This is a genomic window from Microcystis sp. M_QC_C_20170808_M3Col (genome assembly GCF_007095505.1).
Classification (GTDB): domain Bacteria; phylum Cyanobacteriota; class Cyanobacteriia; order Cyanobacteriales; family Microcystaceae; genus Microcystis.
Genome location: NZ_SFBY01000266.1, coordinates 1 through 16,700, shown reverse-complemented (window position 1 = coordinate 16,700; position 16,700 = coordinate 1). Strand labels below are relative to the sequence as shown.

The 16,700-nt window shown below is 40.3% G+C and carries 15 protein-coding genes and 1 pseudogene; 11 read left to right on the top strand and 5 right to left on the bottom strand.

All coding sequences use genetic code 11. From position 1 onward, the window contains the following. Positions 1–92 precede the first annotated feature (92 nt). From EWV84_RS12170 to EWV84_RS12160, 3 genes are all read left to right on the top strand, one after another. Positions 93–2,435 (top strand): HsdM family class I SAM-dependent methyltransferase, encoded by a 2,343-nt coding sequence (locus EWV84_RS12170; protein WP_287078193.1) that lies wholly within the window; start codon positions 93–95, stop codon positions 2,433–2,435. A 4-nt stretch (positions 2,436–2,439) separates the two neighbouring features. Then, the gene (locus tag EWV84_RS12165) at positions 2,440–3,150 is read left to right on the top strand and encodes a hypothetical protein (RefSeq protein ID WP_286826834.1); all 711 of its coding nucleotides are present in this window, start codon (positions 2,440–2,442) and stop codon (positions 3,148–3,150) included. Between the two features lie 301 nt (positions 3,151–3,451). Then, a complete protein-coding gene (locus EWV84_RS12160; RefSeq protein ID WP_052277368.1) occupies positions 3,452–3,742 on the top strand; it encodes a nucleotidyltransferase family protein in 291 nt (96 codons plus the stop codon). A 258-nt stretch (positions 3,743–4,000) separates the two neighbouring features. Here EWV84_RS12160 and EWV84_RS12155 read toward each other — a convergent pair whose 3' ends face one another. Genes EWV84_RS12155 through polA form a run of 3 tightly spaced genes read right to left on the bottom strand, consistent with a single transcriptional unit; the run spans position 4,001 to position 7,406 of the window. Beyond that, the gene (locus EWV84_RS12155; protein ID WP_287078192.1) at positions 4,001–4,249 is read right to left on the bottom strand and encodes a heavy-metal-associated domain-containing protein; all 249 of its coding nucleotides are present in this window, start codon (positions 4,247–4,249) and stop codon (positions 4,001–4,003) included. Between the two features lie 36 nt (positions 4,250–4,285). Continuing rightward, the gene (locus EWV84_RS12150) at positions 4,286–4,531 is read right to left on the bottom strand and encodes an NDH complex assembly factor CRR9 (RefSeq protein WP_286826830.1); all 246 of its coding nucleotides are present in this window, start codon (positions 4,529–4,531) and stop codon (positions 4,286–4,288) included. A gap of 4 nt (positions 4,532–4,535) precedes the next feature. Next, complete coding sequence (polA, locus tag EWV84_RS12145; protein WP_287078191.1) at positions 4,536–7,406, bottom strand: DNA polymerase I; 2,871 nt, start codon at positions 7,404–7,406, stop codon at positions 4,536–4,538. A 205-nt stretch (positions 7,407–7,611) separates the two neighbouring features. On the opposite strand from polA, the gene EWV84_RS12140 reads away from it, so the two are divergent. The 5 genes from EWV84_RS12140 (at position 7,612) to EWV84_RS12120 (ending at position 13,239) form a co-directional block, all read left to right on the top strand. After that, a complete protein-coding gene (locus tag EWV84_RS12140) occupies positions 7,612–8,538 on the top strand; it encodes a UDP-glucuronic acid decarboxylase family protein (RefSeq protein ID WP_286825455.1) in 927 nt (308 codons plus the stop codon). Between the two features lie 45 nt (positions 8,539–8,583). Beyond that, the gene (locus EWV84_RS12135) at positions 8,584–9,969 is read left to right on the top strand and encodes a UDP-glucose dehydrogenase family protein (protein ID WP_286825456.1); all 1,386 of its coding nucleotides are present in this window, start codon (positions 8,584–8,586) and stop codon (positions 9,967–9,969) included. A gap of 240 nt (positions 9,970–10,209) precedes the next feature. After that, positions 10,210–10,893, top strand: coding sequence for a Mo-dependent nitrogenase C-terminal domain-containing protein (locus EWV84_RS12130; protein ID WP_287078190.1), 684 nt, complete (start codon positions 10,210–10,212; stop codon positions 10,891–10,893). Positions 10,894–11,021: 128 nt separating this feature from the next. Beyond that, a complete protein-coding gene (locus EWV84_RS12125; RefSeq protein WP_287078189.1) occupies positions 11,022–12,710 on the top strand; it encodes a SulP family inorganic anion transporter in 1,689 nt (562 codons plus the stop codon). Positions 12,711–13,020: 310 nt separating this feature from the next. After that, positions 13,021–13,239 carry a DUF433 domain-containing protein gene (locus EWV84_RS12120; protein ID WP_158199526.1) on the top strand — a complete coding sequence of 73 codons (219 nt, stop codon included), beginning with the start codon at positions 13,021–13,023 and terminating at the stop codon, positions 13,237–13,239. Between the two features lie 144 nt (positions 13,240–13,383). On the opposite strand, the gene EWV84_RS12115 is transcribed toward EWV84_RS12120, so the two are convergent. Further along, positions 13,384–13,728, bottom strand: a complete 345-nt coding sequence (locus tag EWV84_RS12115; RefSeq protein ID WP_287078188.1) for a hypothetical protein — start codon at positions 13,726–13,728, stop codon at positions 13,384–13,386. Between the two features lie 199 nt (positions 13,729–13,927). Here EWV84_RS12115 and EWV84_RS12110 point away from each other — a divergent pair, with 199 nt between their 5' ends. The 3 genes from EWV84_RS12110 (at position 13,928) to cobO (ending at position 16,268) form a co-directional block, all read left to right on the top strand. Next, positions 13,928–14,401, top strand: coding sequence for a helix-turn-helix domain-containing protein (locus EWV84_RS12110; RefSeq protein WP_287078187.1), 474 nt, complete (start codon positions 13,928–13,930; stop codon positions 14,399–14,401). 434 nt (positions 14,402–14,835) lie between these two features. Then, positions 14,836–15,588 (top strand): Uma2 family endonuclease, encoded by a 753-nt coding sequence (locus tag EWV84_RS12105; protein WP_287078186.1) that lies wholly within the window; start codon positions 14,836–14,838, stop codon positions 15,586–15,588. Positions 15,589–15,662: 74 nt separating this feature from the next. Next, the gene (gene cobO / locus EWV84_RS12100) at positions 15,663–16,268 is read left to right on the top strand and encodes a cob(I)yrinic acid a,c-diamide adenosyltransferase (RefSeq protein ID WP_287078185.1); all 606 of its coding nucleotides are present in this window, start codon (positions 15,663–15,665) and stop codon (positions 16,266–16,268) included. 266 nt (positions 16,269–16,534) lie between these two features. Here cobO and EWV84_RS12095 read toward each other — a convergent pair. After that, positions 16,535–16,700: pseudogene (locus EWV84_RS12095) on the bottom strand (IS5/IS1182 family transposase); the annotation flags it as partial.

Sequence of the window (16,700 nt, the reverse complement as noted above, 5' to 3'; positions counted from 1 at the left end):
TAACCTGTTTGTGCCTAAAATTTTTGCCTGTATGGGTTTCAGCTATTTTTGAGCGTAGGTACTCTCATCGAATTTTATTTTAAGTTAATTATTTGCATAACAATTACCGAAGAGCCTTTTATCATGAGTCAAATACAGAAAATATTGATAATGGGACGCATTATACACCGAGTTCATTAGTAGAATTTGTCTTGTCTAAAGTTTTAACGTCAGATTGTTTGACAACTCATCCCCGTATTCTTGATCCTTGTTGTGGTTCAGGAATCTTTTTAGTGGAAGCATTTCGGAGAATTGTGAGACATCGAGTCTATCAAAATCAGGGACAGCGATTAAGTTGGCAAGAGTTAAGAGAAATCTTAAAAAATCAGATAGCTGGGATAGAAATTAATTCAGAAGCTATCAGAATTACTGCATTTAGTCTATATCTTGCTTTATTAAATTATCAAGAGCCTCCAGACATTTTATTACAAATTAAACGAGGTGAAAAATTACCATTTTTAATTTATCAACCGAATGGGTTATCTGAGGATAATCACTTTAATAATTTAGTCTGCGATAATGCTTTTCAAGAATTTTCTAACTCAGAAGATGTGACATTATCTAGGAATTTTAGCAGTCAATGTGCTGATGTTGTTGTCGGTAATCCTCCTTGGGGATCTCCTAAAACGACCGATAGAAAAAGCACACAGGAATTAAATATCGCTTTACAATGGTGTCAAGAACGTGATTATCCAGTTGGAGATAAAGAACGTTCTCAAGCGTTTATCTGGAGAGTATTTGATTTTTTAAAAGATAATGGATGGTCAGCATTAGTGGTATCAACAGGTATTTTCTTTAAGACCCATGATAAAAGCAAAGAATTTAGACAAAAATGGTTAAACAGTGTCTTATTAAAAGAAGTTGTCAATTTTGCTCATGTTCGTGATATTTTCTTTAAATCTGGTAATAAAAACCAATCTAGTGCTTCAATTTCTCCTTTTGCTTCAATTATTTTTCAGAAAGTCAATCAGACAGAGTTAACCTTAAAAGATCAAGTTGTCACTTATTGGTCTGCTAAAAAAACAGCTATGATTAAAAATATGCCAGCTGTTATTTTGAGTGTTATGGATCGTCGTGGTATCAGACAAAGTGAACTATTTTATAATGATTATTTATGGAAAATTTATTATTGGGGAAATCATCAAGATGCTGGCTTAATTAAAGGGATACAATTATCGCAAACTTTAAAAGAATTACATGACTCTAGGAATAGTGGTCAAGGATTTTCAGAAGGGAGAAAGGATCAAAAAGATTGCCAGTTACCGAGATTACTTCCCACAGATAAATTTGAAAGATATGGTTTAATTTCTTCTTCTTGGTTTCAAAGACCACCTAAACAAGTAACTCGACCAAGAAAACCAACTTTATATCAAGGTATTCGGTTACTTATTAAACATGGTATTAGTCAGGTATCTAGAAAAAAAGGAGAAATTATTGCTCGATTGGAATCAGAAAACTTCAGTTTTACAAATTCAGTAAATTGTATCAAGTTACATGATGCTGAAGAATGGAAATATAAAATTGTATTAGGAACTTTATGGTCTTCATTATCTCGTTATTACTTTTTTCTGACTTCTAGCAAATGGGGAATATGGCATGATGGAATTTATAAGGATGAATATTTAAGTTTGCCGATTATTTTTCCAAAGGATCAAGTTATTCGGGAAAAAGTTATCGATATTGTTGAGCAATTACAGAATTGTAATCCTATAAAGTATAGTATTGAACATCCTGAAGGAAAAACTCCAGAAAAAATAGAAGCACAACTCACTGAATTAGAATATCAATTAGATGAGGCAATATTTGATGTCTATGATCTCACCATTGCTGAACGGGATCTCATTCGTGATATGTGTGATGTTGGGATAGAGTTTTACTATAATCATATCAACAGTAAAGCAGTAAAACCTGTTGAAAGCTATCCTCAACAAAATCAAGGACTTCTCAACGATATTAATAAAAACCGTCAAACTCAAAAAGGATTAGAAGGTTATTTACAAGCCTTTTTAGATATTTGGAATCGAGAATTAGAACCTGATGGTGAATTCAGTTGGCAGATTATTCGCCCTCAATTTCTGGGGTTAGAAAATCCTATGTTAGCCGTTATTTTCTCTACACAAGAGTATGGAGAAAAACCTCAACCTGTCTCCCAATCAGATCAACAACAATGGATAAAGATTCTTGAGCAATTGGGAAAACAAGAAAATGGTTTATTAGTTCCCTATAATAGCCATCAAATTTATCTTGATGGTTTAGTTCGTTCGGTTTCTGATACAGAAATCATTATTATTAAGCGTAATGAACGAAGATTCTGGACTCGTAGCATGGCGCGTGAGGATGCGGAGGCAACAATGCTTCAAATTATTAACTTACAAGAATCTCAAGAAAGGATCTAAACCTATGACAAAACCAAGTTTATTAAAAAAAGATATATGGGGTAATCATGAAAAGAGAGTTTTAGCTACTTTTAGGCTTGCTTTAGAAATGCTTCAAAAGAACCAAGAATTACCCCAAAGTGAAGATGAACTTAATCGAAAACTATGCTTTTTTGTCCGTTATGCCAACCAACAATTAACTATTTCTAATCAAGGAATAGCATGGCCTTGTATGTATGAAGCCAATAATCAACCTGATGCTGATGATAGCATTCGAGCTAAACGAGAATATAAACGACCTGATTTTCAATGGGGAATCTGTGATACTAACGAAACAAATCCTGAAAGAATGGATAAATTTTACACTTTAGAGGCTAAAAGACTCGGTTCTCCATCAAGTTCTCAATGGATACTTAACAAAAATTATATTCTAAATGGGATTAACAGATTTATATTAGTTGAATGGGGTTATGGAAAATCCGTCAGTTCGGGAGCAATGATTGGTTATATTCAAAATATGGAATTAAACGAAATTTTAAATGAAGTTAATGAGCATTGTTCACAACTAACCATTATAGAGTTAACTTTATCGCCGGAAGGATGGCAAAATGATGTGAGTCGTCTTGACCATCAACTAGAACGTCCTGATTTGCCACCTAGTCCATTTAATTTAAGACATCTATGGGTAGATTTACGAAGTAAAAAAACTGATAACAATGACGATACCTCATCATAAAAATTCATTCAAATTCTTCATTAAGCGCTCATGAATCCCATCACCCCAAAACCGAACTAAGGAGAAACCTAGACGATTGACCCTTAAAAACGCATCCTCAGCATCATAAACTGCTAATTCTAACTGATTCGGACTCATTAAAATCATCAATCGCCCTTTTAACTCAACTCTTAGAAATTGCTAAAATTGGAGTAGAAAAAGCGATAGAAACCGATGAAGAAACGGCAACCGCTTGGATAACCCAACAACTAGAAAGCTTAGGGGTAAAACTAATCTAATGAACAAAAAAATAAATCTACCAATGGAACAAATTAAAGGATTTTGTCAAAAGTGGCAAGTCACCGAATTGGCATTATTTGGTTCAGTTTTACGCGAAGATTTCCGTTCAGATAGCGATATTGATATTTTAATTACCTTTTCCCCAACTGCTAAACGAGGTTTAACCGAAACCCTACAAATGCGCGATGAACTGCAAGCAATTTTCAATCGAAAAGTAGATTTAATTGTGAAAGCAGCGCTCAAACGGAGTGATAACTGGCTAAGATGTAAAAATATTTTGGAATCAGCACAGATTATCTATGCCTCATTGTAAATTCTATCAGGCGTATTTTGCGCTATACCGATGGAAAAATAAATTAACAGAACTTTTAAAAGCGATCGCACCTTTACTCTAAGAGTGCTTTTAAAGCAAAAATCCAAACAACTATTAGAAATAGAAACCGACGAAGAAACTGCAACCGCTTGGATAAACCAACAACTAGAAAGCTTAGGGGTAAAACTAATCTAATGAACACAAAAATAGAACTACCCTGGATTTTTACCAGAGGTATATTTTTAACGGGGGAGGATGTCAACTCTCACTTCCAGAATCAACAGTATGGCCGACTTCGCTGATCCATTGAGCAATTTCTGCGCGGGATGCGGTGGTTTCTACCGTGACTATTTTATTGGCTACATCCACCGATATTTGGGCTGCCGGTTGCTGATTGTTAATCGCTTTAGTAATGGTATTAGCGCAACCTTCACAGGCAATACTAGGTACTTTTAGGGTAATTGTCATTGTTGTAACTCCAGTAAGTTTATAGCTAAAAACTAGCATAAATTGTCAGGGGTAGCTGATTTTTTAAGAGTTTATTTACCATTTCAGCACTGCCGCTTCGATCCCCTGTTCCCGACGCAGTTTACTATCTTTTTCTAGCCATTGGATGACCTGTTTATGGGTTAATTCTTCTAGGGTTACTCCCGTATCTTCGGCGATTATTTTTAGTAAGCGTAGGGAAGAAATCGTTAAACGAGTCAGGAATTTTTCGGGAGCAGTCAAGAGGGCAGCGTCCACATCTGCGGATTCTTCTGGGGTTAAAAATTGTCTGTTTTCGATCATAGTTTTATTTGGTTTCCATCCAATTGTCACCAGCTTTAATTTCTACCAAGAGAGGAACCGTCAAGGAGACAGCTTCCTCCATAGTCGTCTTGATTTTTGACTCTAGGGATGGCCATTCTTCTCTTGGTACTTCCAAGACTAATTCATCATGGACTTGCAGCAGTAATCTTGCTCGATAATTTTGCAGCACCTCCGCCAATTTTACCATCGCTACTTTAATAATATCAGCACTGGAACCCTGAATGGGCGCATTAGCAGCCGATCTTAATAATTGTGCCTCCTCGTTGTTGAGTTTGAGGCTATCTAAATCGATGTCATGCAAGGGTAGTCCTCGCAGTCTTTTTAAGAGGGGATTATCAAAGTTAAAATAACGTCTTCTACCCAAAATTGTTTCCACATATCCTTGAGCGATCGCTTGTTTTTTGCTATTCTCTAAATACTCAAATACTTGGGCATAACGTTGATGATATTTTTCAATAAATTTTCTGCCCTGTTCTACGGTTAATTTCGATTCACGGGCGAATTTTTGCGCTCCCATACCATAAATAACTCCGAAGTTAATTGTTTTTCCTAAACTGCGTTCTTCTGGCGTAATTTCCCTTTTATCAAAGAGCAATCGAGCGGTGACTTTATGAACATCTTGATTACTACGATACGCTTCTAATAAAACTGGTTCTTGGCTGAGATGAGCGAGAATTCTTAACTCGATTTGTGAGTAGTCTGCTGACACTAATAAGTAACCATCTTCGGGAATAAAAGCTTGACGAATTTGCTTGGAAAATTCACTGCGAATGGGGATATTTTGTAGGTTAGGATTGGAGGATGATAAGCGTCCGGTGCTGGTGATGGTTTGATTAAAATCTGTATGTACTCTTGCGGTTTTTGGTTCGGCTAATTTCGGTAAAGCATCCACATAGGTTGATTTTAATTTGGATAAGGTGCGATGTTCAAGGATATAATCGATTAAGGGATGATCTCCTTGTAGTTTCTCTAAAACACTTTGATCGGTAGAGTAACCTGTTTTAGTTTTTCTGGATTTTTTGCGATTGAGTGCCAATCGATCAAAGAGGATTTCACTTAACTGTTTAGGAGAGCTAAGATTAAAAGTTTCTCCGATAGATTCGTAGGCATTTTTTTCTATGTCTGCTAAGTCTCTTTCTAGTTGCTGGGAAAAGTTTTTTAGATAATTGATATTAATTTTTATACCATAATTTTCCATCTGCCAAAGCACCATCACTAAGGGAGATTCTATTTCTGAGAATAATTGATATAAAGGGGGAATTTTATTCAATTCTGACTGTAATTTTTCTCGAAGCAAATAGGTAGCGTAGGCATCTAATCCACAGTAGTTGGCAGTAGTGGGAATATCTAAATCAGCGATGGTTTTTCCCGCAGGAATACCGAGACTTTTATAACTAAGGGAAGTGATACCGGCTAAATAGCGATCGCATAAATCTTCGAGATTATGAGTTAGTTCGGGATGGAGGACATAACTAGCCACCATAGTATCAAAAACTAGACCTTTAACGGTAATTCCTTGATGATAAAAAATATCAATATCAAATTTCGCATTCTGGAAGACTTTCGGATAATTATCACCCGCTAAAATTGGTCGTAATTTTTCGAGGACTATCTCTAGATTTAAATTATCGCCGCTCTGGTGGCCGATGGGAATATAGGCCATAGCATTTAATTCTTTTCCCCAACAGCAACCGATGCCGACTAATTTGGCTACACGAGGATTTAAATCCGTCGTTTCGGTGTCCCAAGCGACGGGAAATTGTGGATTAGTGAAAGTTGTTAATTTTGCCAGTAAAGCATCTAACTTAGGAATAGTATCAATAATGTCGGGAGCAATTAGAACCGGTGGAGAAATAGGGGGTAAATCAAACAGAGACAATTGATTAGAATCAGCATCGCTAGTTAATTCTAGGGTAGGAGTACCACCTAGATGCTGTTGAATTTGATCGAGTTTCTGGAGAATTTTCTTTAACTCGAATCTTTCCAATAAAGGTTTAACTAAACGCCGATCAAAACCCCGGAGACGAAATTTATCCTCCTCCAGACTAACGGGGGCATCAAGGGCAATTTTAGCTAAATAGCGAGAACTTTCGGCGGCGGTTTTTCCCTCTAATAATTTAGTTTTTACCATTCCCTTAATCGATTCCAGATTGGTATATATATCGTCTAAGTTATCGTATTTTTTTAATAAATCTATCGCTGTTTTTTCGCCAATTCCGCGCACTCCCGGTATATTATCAGACTTATCACCGCAAAGAGCTTTAAAATCTACTACCTGTTTTGGTGTCACCCCTAACTTTTCCGTGACAGCTTGGGAATTGAATTCTGTATAACCCTGTCCCGATGTACTTTTGACCGCATTAATATCCAGATAGAGAACCGTGGTTTTTTTCTCCTCATCTACCAATTGAAACAAATCTCGATCGCCTGTTAAAATCTTGACTGTATAACCATTATCACCAGCTTGTTTTGCCAAAGTTCCTAAAACATCATCTGCTTCGTAACCCGGGGAAGTAACAATAGGAATATTCATCGATGCCAAGAGACTTTGCAGATTAGTTAAATCGGGGCGAAATTCTTCGGGAGTCTCTTGCCGATTAGCCTTATAATTGACATCAGCTTCATGGCGAAAAGAAGGGACTGCTAAATCAAAAGCAACTGCTAAATAAGTGGGTTTTTGAGTTTCAAGTAACTGCATCAGAGAATTTAAAAACCCAAAACAAACACTGGTGGGAATACCAGTAGAAGTACGCAGAGGGCCAGAACGAGACTTAGCAAAGGCATAATAGGCACGAAAAGCCAAAGAATGCCCATCGATCAGGATAAATAGCTTATTTTGCTCGGCACTGGTCATAATCTAGTCTCAAATTTGCGTGTTATTTCCATTTTAAGGATTACCGAGCCATTATTCAGCTATTAGCCTTGAATCGGCGATCGCTGAATAATGATAAATGATCACTGATCACTGATACTTAACACCTCGTCAAAAAAAAATATTTGCCAAAAAACCAGCGTAAGGGTATTTTAAGAATAATTTTATATGTTTACTTTGCGATTACATGAGAATCCTAGTTACGGGTGGTGCGGGTTTTATTGGTTCCCATCTAATCGATCGCTTGATGGAACAGGGTCATGAAGTGATCTGTCTGGATAACTTCTACACGGGGGTGCGCCGAAACATCGTTAAATGGCTAGGAAATCCTTATTTTGAGCTAATTCGTCACGATATCACCGAGCCGATCCGTTTAGAAGTCGATCAGATCTATCACCTGGCCTGTCCTGCTTCCCCAATCCACTATCAATATAATCCCGTCAAAACGATTAAAACCAATGTTTTAGGGACTATGTATATGCTAGGCCTAGCTAAAAGGGTAAAAGCGCGATTTTTGCTCGCTTCTACCTCGGAAGTCTATGGCGATCCCGATGTGCATCCGCAAACGGAAGAATATCGAGGCAATGTCAACTGCATCGGACCGCGTTCCTGTTATGACGAGGGTAAACGGGTAGCGGAAACCCTGGCTTTTGAGTATTATCGGGAGCATAAAGTCGATATCCGGGTGGCCCGGATTTTCAACACCTACGGCCCGCGAATGCTGGAAAACGATGGACGAGTGGTGAGTAATTTCGTGGTGCAAGCTTTGCGCGGTGAACCCCTAACGGTTTATGGTCAAGGTTCCCAAACCCGCAGTTTTTGCTATGTTTCTGACCTGGTGGAAGGGTTAATGCGTTTGATGAATGGGGATTTTATCGGACCGGTTAATCTAGGCAATCCCGACGAATACACAATTCTGGAATTAGCACAAGTGATCCAAGGCATGATTAATCCCGAGGCCGAATTGGTCTATCAACCACTGCCGGAAGATGATCCCAAGCAACGACAACCGGATATCACTCGTGCTAAAACCTATCTGGATTGGAGTCCAACTATTCCTCTAAGTCAGGGTTTAAAAATGACGATCGAGGATTTCCGTTCTCGTCTAAGCTAATCCCTAATCAATAAATTTAACTTAATTGTCACTGGAGTAATTATCATGCGTGTTTGTGTTATCGGAACGGGTTATGTGGGTTTAGTCACCGGAGTGTGCCTAGCACATATCGGCCATCATGTCATCTGTATTGACAACAATGAAGAAAAAGTCAAATTGATGAAATCGGGACAATCCCCCATCTATGAACCTGGTTTATCAGAATTAATGCAGTCTTCGGCAGCCTCCGGCAATCTGGAATTTTCCACGGATCTAGAAGCGGGAGTTAAACACGGTGAAATCCTCTTTATCGCTGTTGGTACGCCTGCACTACCCACGGGGGAAAGTGACACTCGTTATGTGGAAGCGGTGGCCCGGGGTATTGGGGCCCATCTCAACGGTGGTTATAAAGTAATCGTCAATAAATCGACCGTTCCCATCGGTTCTGGGGATTGGGTACGGATGATCGTCCTCGATGGAGTGGCCGAGAGACAAAAAAATCTCGTGGCTGCGGTTGGCGGTATTAGTACACTAGAACGCATCGAAGCGGAATTTGATGTGGTCAGCAATCCCGAATTTTTACGGGAAGGTTCGGCAGTTTATGATACTTTTAACCCCGATCGCATTGTTTTAGGCAGTAATAACCCGAAAGCCATTGAAATGATGAAGGAATTGTACGCGCCTTTGGTTGAACGCCAATTCGCTGACGATCCCTCCTTGCCTCCCGTTCCCGTGGTGGTTACGGATCTCAGTTCGGCGGAAATGATTAAATACGCCGCTAATGCCTTCCTAGCGACCAAAATTAGCTTTATTAACGAAGTAGCTAATATCTGCGATCGCGTGGGGGCCGATGTCACCCAAGTGGCTAAAGGTATCGGTTTAGATTCCCGTATCGGCAGCAAATTCCTCTCGGCCGGAATCGGTTGGGGGGGTTCCTGTTTCCCCAAAGATGTGTCGGCTTTGGTCCATACCGCAGAAGACTACGGTTACGAAACGGAATTACTTAACGCCGCTATCAATGTTAACAAACGTCAACGGACAATTGCGATCGAAAAACTGCAACAGGAATTAAAAATCCTCAAGGGTAAAACCGTCGGTTTGTTGGGATTAACTTTTAAACCCGATACCGATGATATGCGCGATGCTCCGGCTTTAACCATGATCGAACAGTTAAATCGTTTAGGTGCTAAGGTAAAAGCTTATGATCCGATCGTTTCCCAAAGTGGTTTAAGTCACGGTCTAAGTGGTGTGATTATCGAATCGGATCCAGAAAGATTAGCCGATGGTTGTGACGCTTTGGTGGTGGTGACGGAATGGCAAGAATTCCTCCGTCTCGACTACGGCAAAATGGTTAAAACCATGCGCGAACCCGTTTTAATTGATGGTCGCAATTTCCTCGATCCTGCGGTGGTGACAGCAGCTGGTTTCCGTTACCTCGGTATTGGACGTTAATCCCAGGAATCCGCCTTTTCAGCAGGACTGACGCGGTTGGGGAAGGGACAAGCAGCACCAACCCTTACCCCTGCTCCTAGGGGCGAAAATTGCCCAATTATGCCAGTTGAAAAACGAAAACTTCCTAGCTGACCATGGGGATAGTTGCAATGGTTAAATGATATGAACAGGAGCCACTAGAATCCGGGAGCACTCGGTAGAATTGAATTGAGAAACTAGAAATCAGTTTTAGCAATACCTATGGTTAGCTCTGTTCAATACCGCTACACTAACGAACAAGTTAGGGACTGGTTACGGGGATTACTGACAATTGCCTGGTGTGATGGCGATTATAGCGCCAGCGAACAGGAATCGATCGCCCGTTTCGCTCACGAATTAGAATTAGATGACGACCACGTTCTCTATCAATCGATTAGTCCCGAAGAATTGGCCGCAAGTTTCGGTCATGACCCCAGAATATCAGAAAACTTCCTCCGCACGGCGGTCATGGTGGCGATCGCCGATGGCATTTATTCCCCCGCAGAAGCGCAATTACTGCATAGTTATCGGGATGCTTTCGGGTTAGAAATCGAGGCCTTGTCAGCTTTAGAACATACTATCTGTGAAATTCCCGAAATTACCACGGAAGCGCAGAAATCCGAGTTTATCAGTGCCGAACATCCCCACCCGGATCTGCTTCATCCCCTCAAAGATTGGTTAGATGGGTTAGAAATGCACGATCCGCGCTTGGCCCGGTTTATCTGCAAAATGGTGCCGCCTCAATGTCCTTTTGAACGCGATATCGTGCTGTTTGGCCATAAATTAGTCCATATTCCGCCCCTGTGCAAGTTAAATCCTCTCTACGAGCAATTAGTCGGTTTACGCTTCCGGGCTTTATCATACTTAGCCGATGATTGTCAAGAAGATATTTCTGAGTATATTTAGCCAATTTAATTAAAATTGCGGCTAACATGGTATAAATATCCTGCTGACAGAAAATATCTCAGCCTCAAGGCTTTTCACTAGCTAAATCTTTCGTTAGAATTAGGTTAAATCGCCGTTAACAGAGAAATATGAGTAAAAACTCCCGACGAGTCGATTTTCCTGATTTACCCGGGCTAAAAAACCTGCGCTCCTATCAATGGCAGTGGCTAGGCCGAGATATACTCGCCGGTGTCACCGTGGCAGCCTACGCTATTCCCCAGTGTATGGCCTACGGCGACCTGGCCGGGGTCGAGCCGGTGGTGGGATTGTGGACTCTCGTGCCGGCCGCCCTAGTTTACGCCCTTTTCGGCTCCTCATCGCAACTATCCCTGGGACCAGAATCGACCACGGCAGTGATGACGGCGGCAGCGATCGCACCTATGGTAAGCCTTCAAGGAGAAAATTACGGCAGTTTAGCGGCTTTTTTAGCCCTAATGGTCGGTTTAGTCTGTCTGGTTGGTTATGTCGCCCGCTTGGGATTTTTAGCTAATTTACTCTCCAAACCGATCCTGATCGGTTATATGGCGGGAGTGGCGGTGATCATGATTGCGGGACAACTGGGTAAAATTAGTGGTTTGTCAATCCGTGAAAATACGGTTTTTAAAGAAATTTTAGCTTTTTTTCGGGGAATAAACCAATGGCACTGGCCAACCCTTAGCCTCGCTCTATTTCTGCTCCTATTTCTATTTGTCATCCAAAAATATTTTCCCAAAGCACCGGGTCCCTTGCTGGCGGTTTTACTGGGAACCCTCGCCGTCGCCACCCTCCATCTCGATCAAGAGGGGGTGGCAGTAGTGGGGAAAATTAACAATACTTTGCCCAATTTTGGCTTACCAACCCTAGATTTTTCCCAATTACTACCTCTAGTAACCGCTGCCGTCGGCATTGCCCTCGTGGGCTATTCCGATAACGTCTTGACCGCTAGAGCCTTCGCCGCACGCCATAACCAAGAAATCGATGCCAATCAAGAATTTTTAGCCCTAGGACTGGGGAATCTGGTGGCGGGTTTTTGTCAGGGATTTCCCATCAGCAGCAGCGCCAGTCGCACCGCGGTGGGCGATTCGGTGGGCAGTAAAAGTCAGCTTTACTCCTTGGTGGTGGCAGTGGTGGTGGTGGCGGTCATTTTCTTGCTCGGTCCGCTACTGGTACTCTTTCCCAAGGCCGCCTTGGGTGCGCTGGTGATTTATGCAGCCTGTAAACTGCTGGATATCGCCGGCGCTAAACGACTAAAAAGCTTTCGCAATAGTGAGTTTAATCTCGCTGTCCTGACCATGGTGGGGGTGCTAACCACGGGGATTTTAAGCGGGGTTGCCATCGCCATCGGTCTCTCGGTTATCGATTTATTGGCCCGCATTACCCGGCCCGATGATGCCGTTTTGGGTACAGTACCGGGGGTGATGGGTTTACACGCGATCCAGGATTGGCCGGAAGCGCAAACAATACCGGGGTTAGTTATCTATCGTTACGATGCCCCCTTATTTTTTGCTAATGCGGCCGACTTTAAACGTCGCGCCCTCAGCGCCATTGCCCAGGAGACAAAACCGGTAGAATGGTTTGTCTTGAATACAGAGGCACTCGGAGAATTGGATAGTACAGCCGTGGAGATTCTCGAGGAACTAGCAAGGGAATTATCAAGACAGGGTATAGTTTTCGCCCTAGCGAGGGTTAAACACGATCTGTACTTAGAATTGCAACGTTCCCGCTTGTTAGATAAAATTAGCCAAGAGAGAATTTACTATACTTTGCCGGCGGCGATCGAAGCTTTTAAAAATCGTTAACTGATAGTTAGGGGTCGAGAATGGAATCGCCTCCATCCCCTCCCATTCAGAACCTACCCGTGCATAGTTTTCGGACTTTATTGAAATTAGGTGATAGAGTTGTCTAAGTTGGGCTTCCGTCGGTTGCATTTAGTCATTATCGGCTTGATTTTAGATTATTGTTCATTTTTAGCATCATTAACTGAAAGTCACTTCCCTAACCTATTTAGCATCAGTTTAACCCATTTTTCAAGAATCTAGGCTAGAATATGAAGACAAGACGTATTGCTCTGGGTTAATCTACTCTGTAGAAGCTAAGAAGGTAATCAAAATGGCTAAATATTCGCCTCTTATCCATGTATCTCCTGAAACTATGAGTGGTGTTCCCGTTTTTTCAGGTACTAGAGTTCCGATACAAACACTTTTTGATTATCTTAAAGCAGGAGAATCAATTGATGATTTTTTAGAGGGTTTTCCAACGGTAACAAGAGAACGAGTTATTAGCTTACTTGAAGAATTTGAAAAAGAGCTTATTGATAGGGTAGCGTGAAATGAGGCTTCTTTTAGATGAATGTATTGACCGAAGATTAATGAGGGAGTTTACAGGTTATAATATCAAAACTGTTCCGCAAATGGGATGGACTGGGATCAAGAATGGTCAACTGTAAAGATAATTACAGAATCTAAAATAAACTTATTTTCCTTCCAAGATAAATTTATCTCCTGAACCAAATCGATAATACTTTTTCCCTGTTAGTCTATCTTCTGCAATTTCGACATTCTTACAGCTTATCATTCCTCTAGTATCTGAATTACCAATACGACTGTATCCAAAAGCATCAGCATAACCTACACACTTACCTGCTGATATAGGTATTAAACAGTTATATCCATCTGAAAACAGAGAACCTGATATAGTGGGATTAACTCCGTTCCGCGTACATTCATACTGACGACGAGATTGGCTAATTAAAATATCTTCACTCATATTGTTTGCTTGTATGGGAGCAGAATTAATTAATCCCACACCAATGAACATACAGAGCATTTTAATCGATCTCATAGTGAGTAGTTACTGCAAAAACAACCATAATAAGCAGAATCCTAACTAATAAGTTTAAACATTTTCAAGACGGAAAAAAACGGATATTGTCGGAAGTTTTGTTAACTATGTTTACAAATATCGGAAAATAACGGACAATGACGGTATTGTGTCCTCAAATCTTAACATTACTCCCATGGATACCCAAGAAGTCTTCCAAATGGGAAAGCATCTCGATACATTGCAATTAGGGATTTTAAAGAACGTTTTTGATGGTCAGAAATATGCAAAAATAGCAGAAGAATATAATTGTTCTGAAGGTCATGCCAGAGATAAAGCCTATGAACTTTGGCGCATTCTTTCGGAAGTGTTAGGGAAAGAATTAAATAAATCAACTGTTCGATCAGCAATTGAAAGGTTAATTGTCAGCAATAGTATTAATAATTTGGGTAATAAATCTGTAAAAATTGATCAGGTTACTTTCTGTCATAACCCTTCTAATAATCGAGAAATAGAAAATTATCATATTTATAAAACTGAAAACAATGTTATTAAGGCAAAACTAGAAACTGTTCCCAAACTAATAGGATTAGGATTAACAATCGAACAAATTGCTCAAGCTCTTGATTTAGATATACAATTAATTTTAGATAGTCTCAAACCAGAGTAACTTTGATAACTTTATCAAGATATGGATGTCAAGCTGCTTTGATACACAATTGACAAGGATAGGGAAATGGAGAAATTTCAACTAATACATCAAAACCAAACCCCCACCCCCAACACCTAGAACTGCTATCGTTAAAGAATTCCTTAAATTGTCTTGCTTAGTGTCAAAAACAATGAGCGAATTAAGTCCCGCCGCTGCTAGAGAAATTGAACGCTGGAGTTAAAGCCATCGCCTGAGTTTTTCCTATCTGCACTTAGCAAAATTTAGGGCGCGTTAGACGGCGACAATCTCTGCTTAAACTTGAATCTAACCATCCGTCGTAACGCACCTATCTATCATTAATTTATCTGGTGCGTTAGCGATAGCGCACCCTACTACTACTACTGACTCATAGCTGTTATAATTAGATCAATGTCCCAGCCAGGGGAAAAACTATGACAACTCTCGACATTTTACCAGAAGTTACCTGTCCCCCCACCGATTTATGGAGTGATGAACCACCCTTGGAAAGTGATTTACACCTGCAACAGATCATAATTCTTGAAGAACAACTGAAAAAGCGCGATTTCTGTGGTCCAGATTTTTTTGTGGTTTTAGATACAGAAAAACGTCCCCGCAAAAGTTGGGTGGTTTGGGGAGAACAGGGGAAATATCCCAATGTGATCGTCGAGATTCTTTCCGATTCTACGGCCAATATTGACCGCAATAATAAGAAAATTCTCTACCAAAATACTTTTCGCACTCCTAATTATTTTTGGTTCGATCCTAATACCTTAGAATTCCAAGGATTTACGATACTTGAGGGACAATATCAAGCTATTTCTGCCAATGACCGGGGTTATCTATGGAGTGAACAGTTAGGATTATATTTAGGCATATTTGAGCGTAAACTGCGTTATTTTACCGTCGATGGTCAACTGGTTCCCACTCCCCAAGAAGCTGAATTACAGCAAAGACAAGCAAAGGAACAGATTCTTTTAGAAAAGGAACAGATTCTTTTAGAAAAGGAACAGATTCTTTTAGAAAAGGAACAAGAACGACAGGCAAAAGAACAGGCTTTTTTAGAAAAAGAACAAGAACGACAGGCAAAAGAACAGGCTCTTTTAGAAAAAGAACAAGAACGACAAGCTAAGGAAAGATTAGCGGCAAAATTACGAGAATTAGGCATCAACCCCCAGACAATTTAGCCAGCTAAAATCTGCAAACAGCGATCGATAACCCCTTGAGTTACAATTATCTTGATTTGACTGGACAGACTTGAATGCAACTCACTCCCGAACAATACAAAGAAAAAATGCAGCGCCGCAAGGTCATCCAAGAGGAACGTTTAGCCGAAAAAATCGCTGAAAAAGGTTTAATTATCGTTAATACCGGCGATGGCAAGGGAAAAACCACGGCAGCCCTCGGTATGGTTTTACGTTCCCTCGGTCATGGTTACAAAGTGGCGGTGGTACAATTCATCAAAGGTGCTTGGGAACCTGCCGAACAAAAGATTTTTAGTGTTTGGGGGGAACAAATCGAGTTTTATGCTATGGGGGAAGGTTTCACCTGGGAAACCCAAGATAGAGAAAGAGATATAGAGAAAGCCGAAGAAGCATGGCAAAAAGCCCTAACTTTTCTCGAAAATCCCCAATATCAATTAATTTTACTCGATGAGATCAATATCGCCCTTAAATTCGGTTATCTGGATATTCAGGAAGTTATCGCTGGTTTAGCCCGAAAACCCGCTAATTGCCACGTTATTCTCACTGGTAGAGGAGCTTTACCCGAATTAATCGAGATAGCGGATTTAGTCACGGAAATGAAGTTAATTAAACATCCCTTTCGTCAACAGGGAGTGAAGGCGCAACCCGGCATCGAATTTTAACTAGGGTTTGCTGAAAAAGTTTTTCCTGGGGGTAGGGTGTGGGGTGTGGGGTGTAGGGTTTTACCGATTTTGAGGGGGTCAATTACCTAATTTTCAGGGAAAAAGTCCCTGAAATTTCCCCCCGATCACTCCCATATCTGCTACTTTTTGATTGACAAAAAGTCTAAAAGTCTTACCCAACAAGGTTTTTAGATTTATTCAGCAGACCCTATCTAGGGTTTGCGGCAAAAAGTTATTGAAAAGCACAGGTCTCTTAATCAATGATTTCACTTAGCTAAAAGCATAAGCTTTAGTTGTTGATTAATCTCTAAGTTATAACTTATTGTCATCATTGACCGAGAAAAAGTGCGGTTTTTCCATTTCAGACATAAAAAAGCCCAAAAAACCTGCCGAAGCAGGGTGGAAAGATTGATAACTAAAAAAGTAATAGCA

What these genes read in the sequence shown, in the direction of transcription:
- EWV84_RS12120 (WP_158199526.1), top strand. Translation starts at nt 13,021, where the DNA reads ATGGCTAAATATTCGCCTCTTATCCATGTATCTCCTGAAACTATGAGT.
- EWV84_RS12110 (WP_287078187.1), top strand. Translation starts at nt 13,928, where the DNA reads ATGGATACCCAAGAAGTCTTCCAAATGGGAAAGCATCTCGATACATTG.
- EWV84_RS12155 (WP_287078192.1), bottom strand. Translation starts at nt 4,249, where the DNA reads ATGCTAGTTTTTAGCTATAAACTTACTGGAGTTACAACAATGACAATT.
- cobO (WP_287078185.1), top strand. Translation starts at nt 15,663, where the DNA reads ATGCAACTCACTCCCGAACAATACAAAGAAAAAATGCAGCGCCGCAAG.
- EWV84_RS12125 (WP_287078189.1), top strand. Translation starts at nt 11,022, where the DNA reads ATGAGTAAAAACTCCCGACGAGTCGATTTTCCTGATTTACCCGGGCTA.
- EWV84_RS12115 (WP_287078188.1), bottom strand. Translation starts at nt 13,728, where the DNA reads ATGTTCATTGGTGTGGGATTAATTAATTCTGCTCCCATACAAGCAAAC.
- EWV84_RS12140 (WP_286825455.1), top strand. Translation starts at nt 7,612, where the DNA reads ATGAGAATCCTAGTTACGGGTGGTGCGGGTTTTATTGGTTCCCATCTA.
- EWV84_RS12130 (WP_287078190.1), top strand. Translation starts at nt 10,210, where the DNA reads ATGGTTAGCTCTGTTCAATACCGCTACACTAACGAACAAGTTAGGGAC.
- EWV84_RS12135 (WP_286825456.1), top strand. Translation starts at nt 8,584, where the DNA reads ATGCGTGTTTGTGTTATCGGAACGGGTTATGTGGGTTTAGTCACCGGA.
- EWV84_RS12105 (WP_287078186.1), top strand. Translation starts at nt 14,836, where the DNA reads ATGACAACTCTCGACATTTTACCAGAAGTTACCTGTCCCCCCACCGAT.
- EWV84_RS12150 (WP_286826830.1), bottom strand. Translation starts at nt 4,531, where the DNA reads ATGATCGAAAACAGACAATTTTTAACCCCAGAAGAATCCGCAGATGTG.
- polA (WP_287078191.1), bottom strand. Translation starts at nt 7,406, where the DNA reads ATGACCAGTGCCGAGCAAAATAAGCTATTTATCCTGATCGATGGGCAT.
- EWV84_RS12165 (WP_286826834.1), top strand. Translation starts at nt 2,440, where the DNA reads ATGACAAAACCAAGTTTATTAAAAAAAGATATATGGGGTAATCATGAA.
- EWV84_RS12160 (WP_052277368.1), top strand. Translation starts at nt 3,452, where the DNA reads ATGGAACAAATTAAAGGATTTTGTCAAAAGTGGCAAGTCACCGAATTG.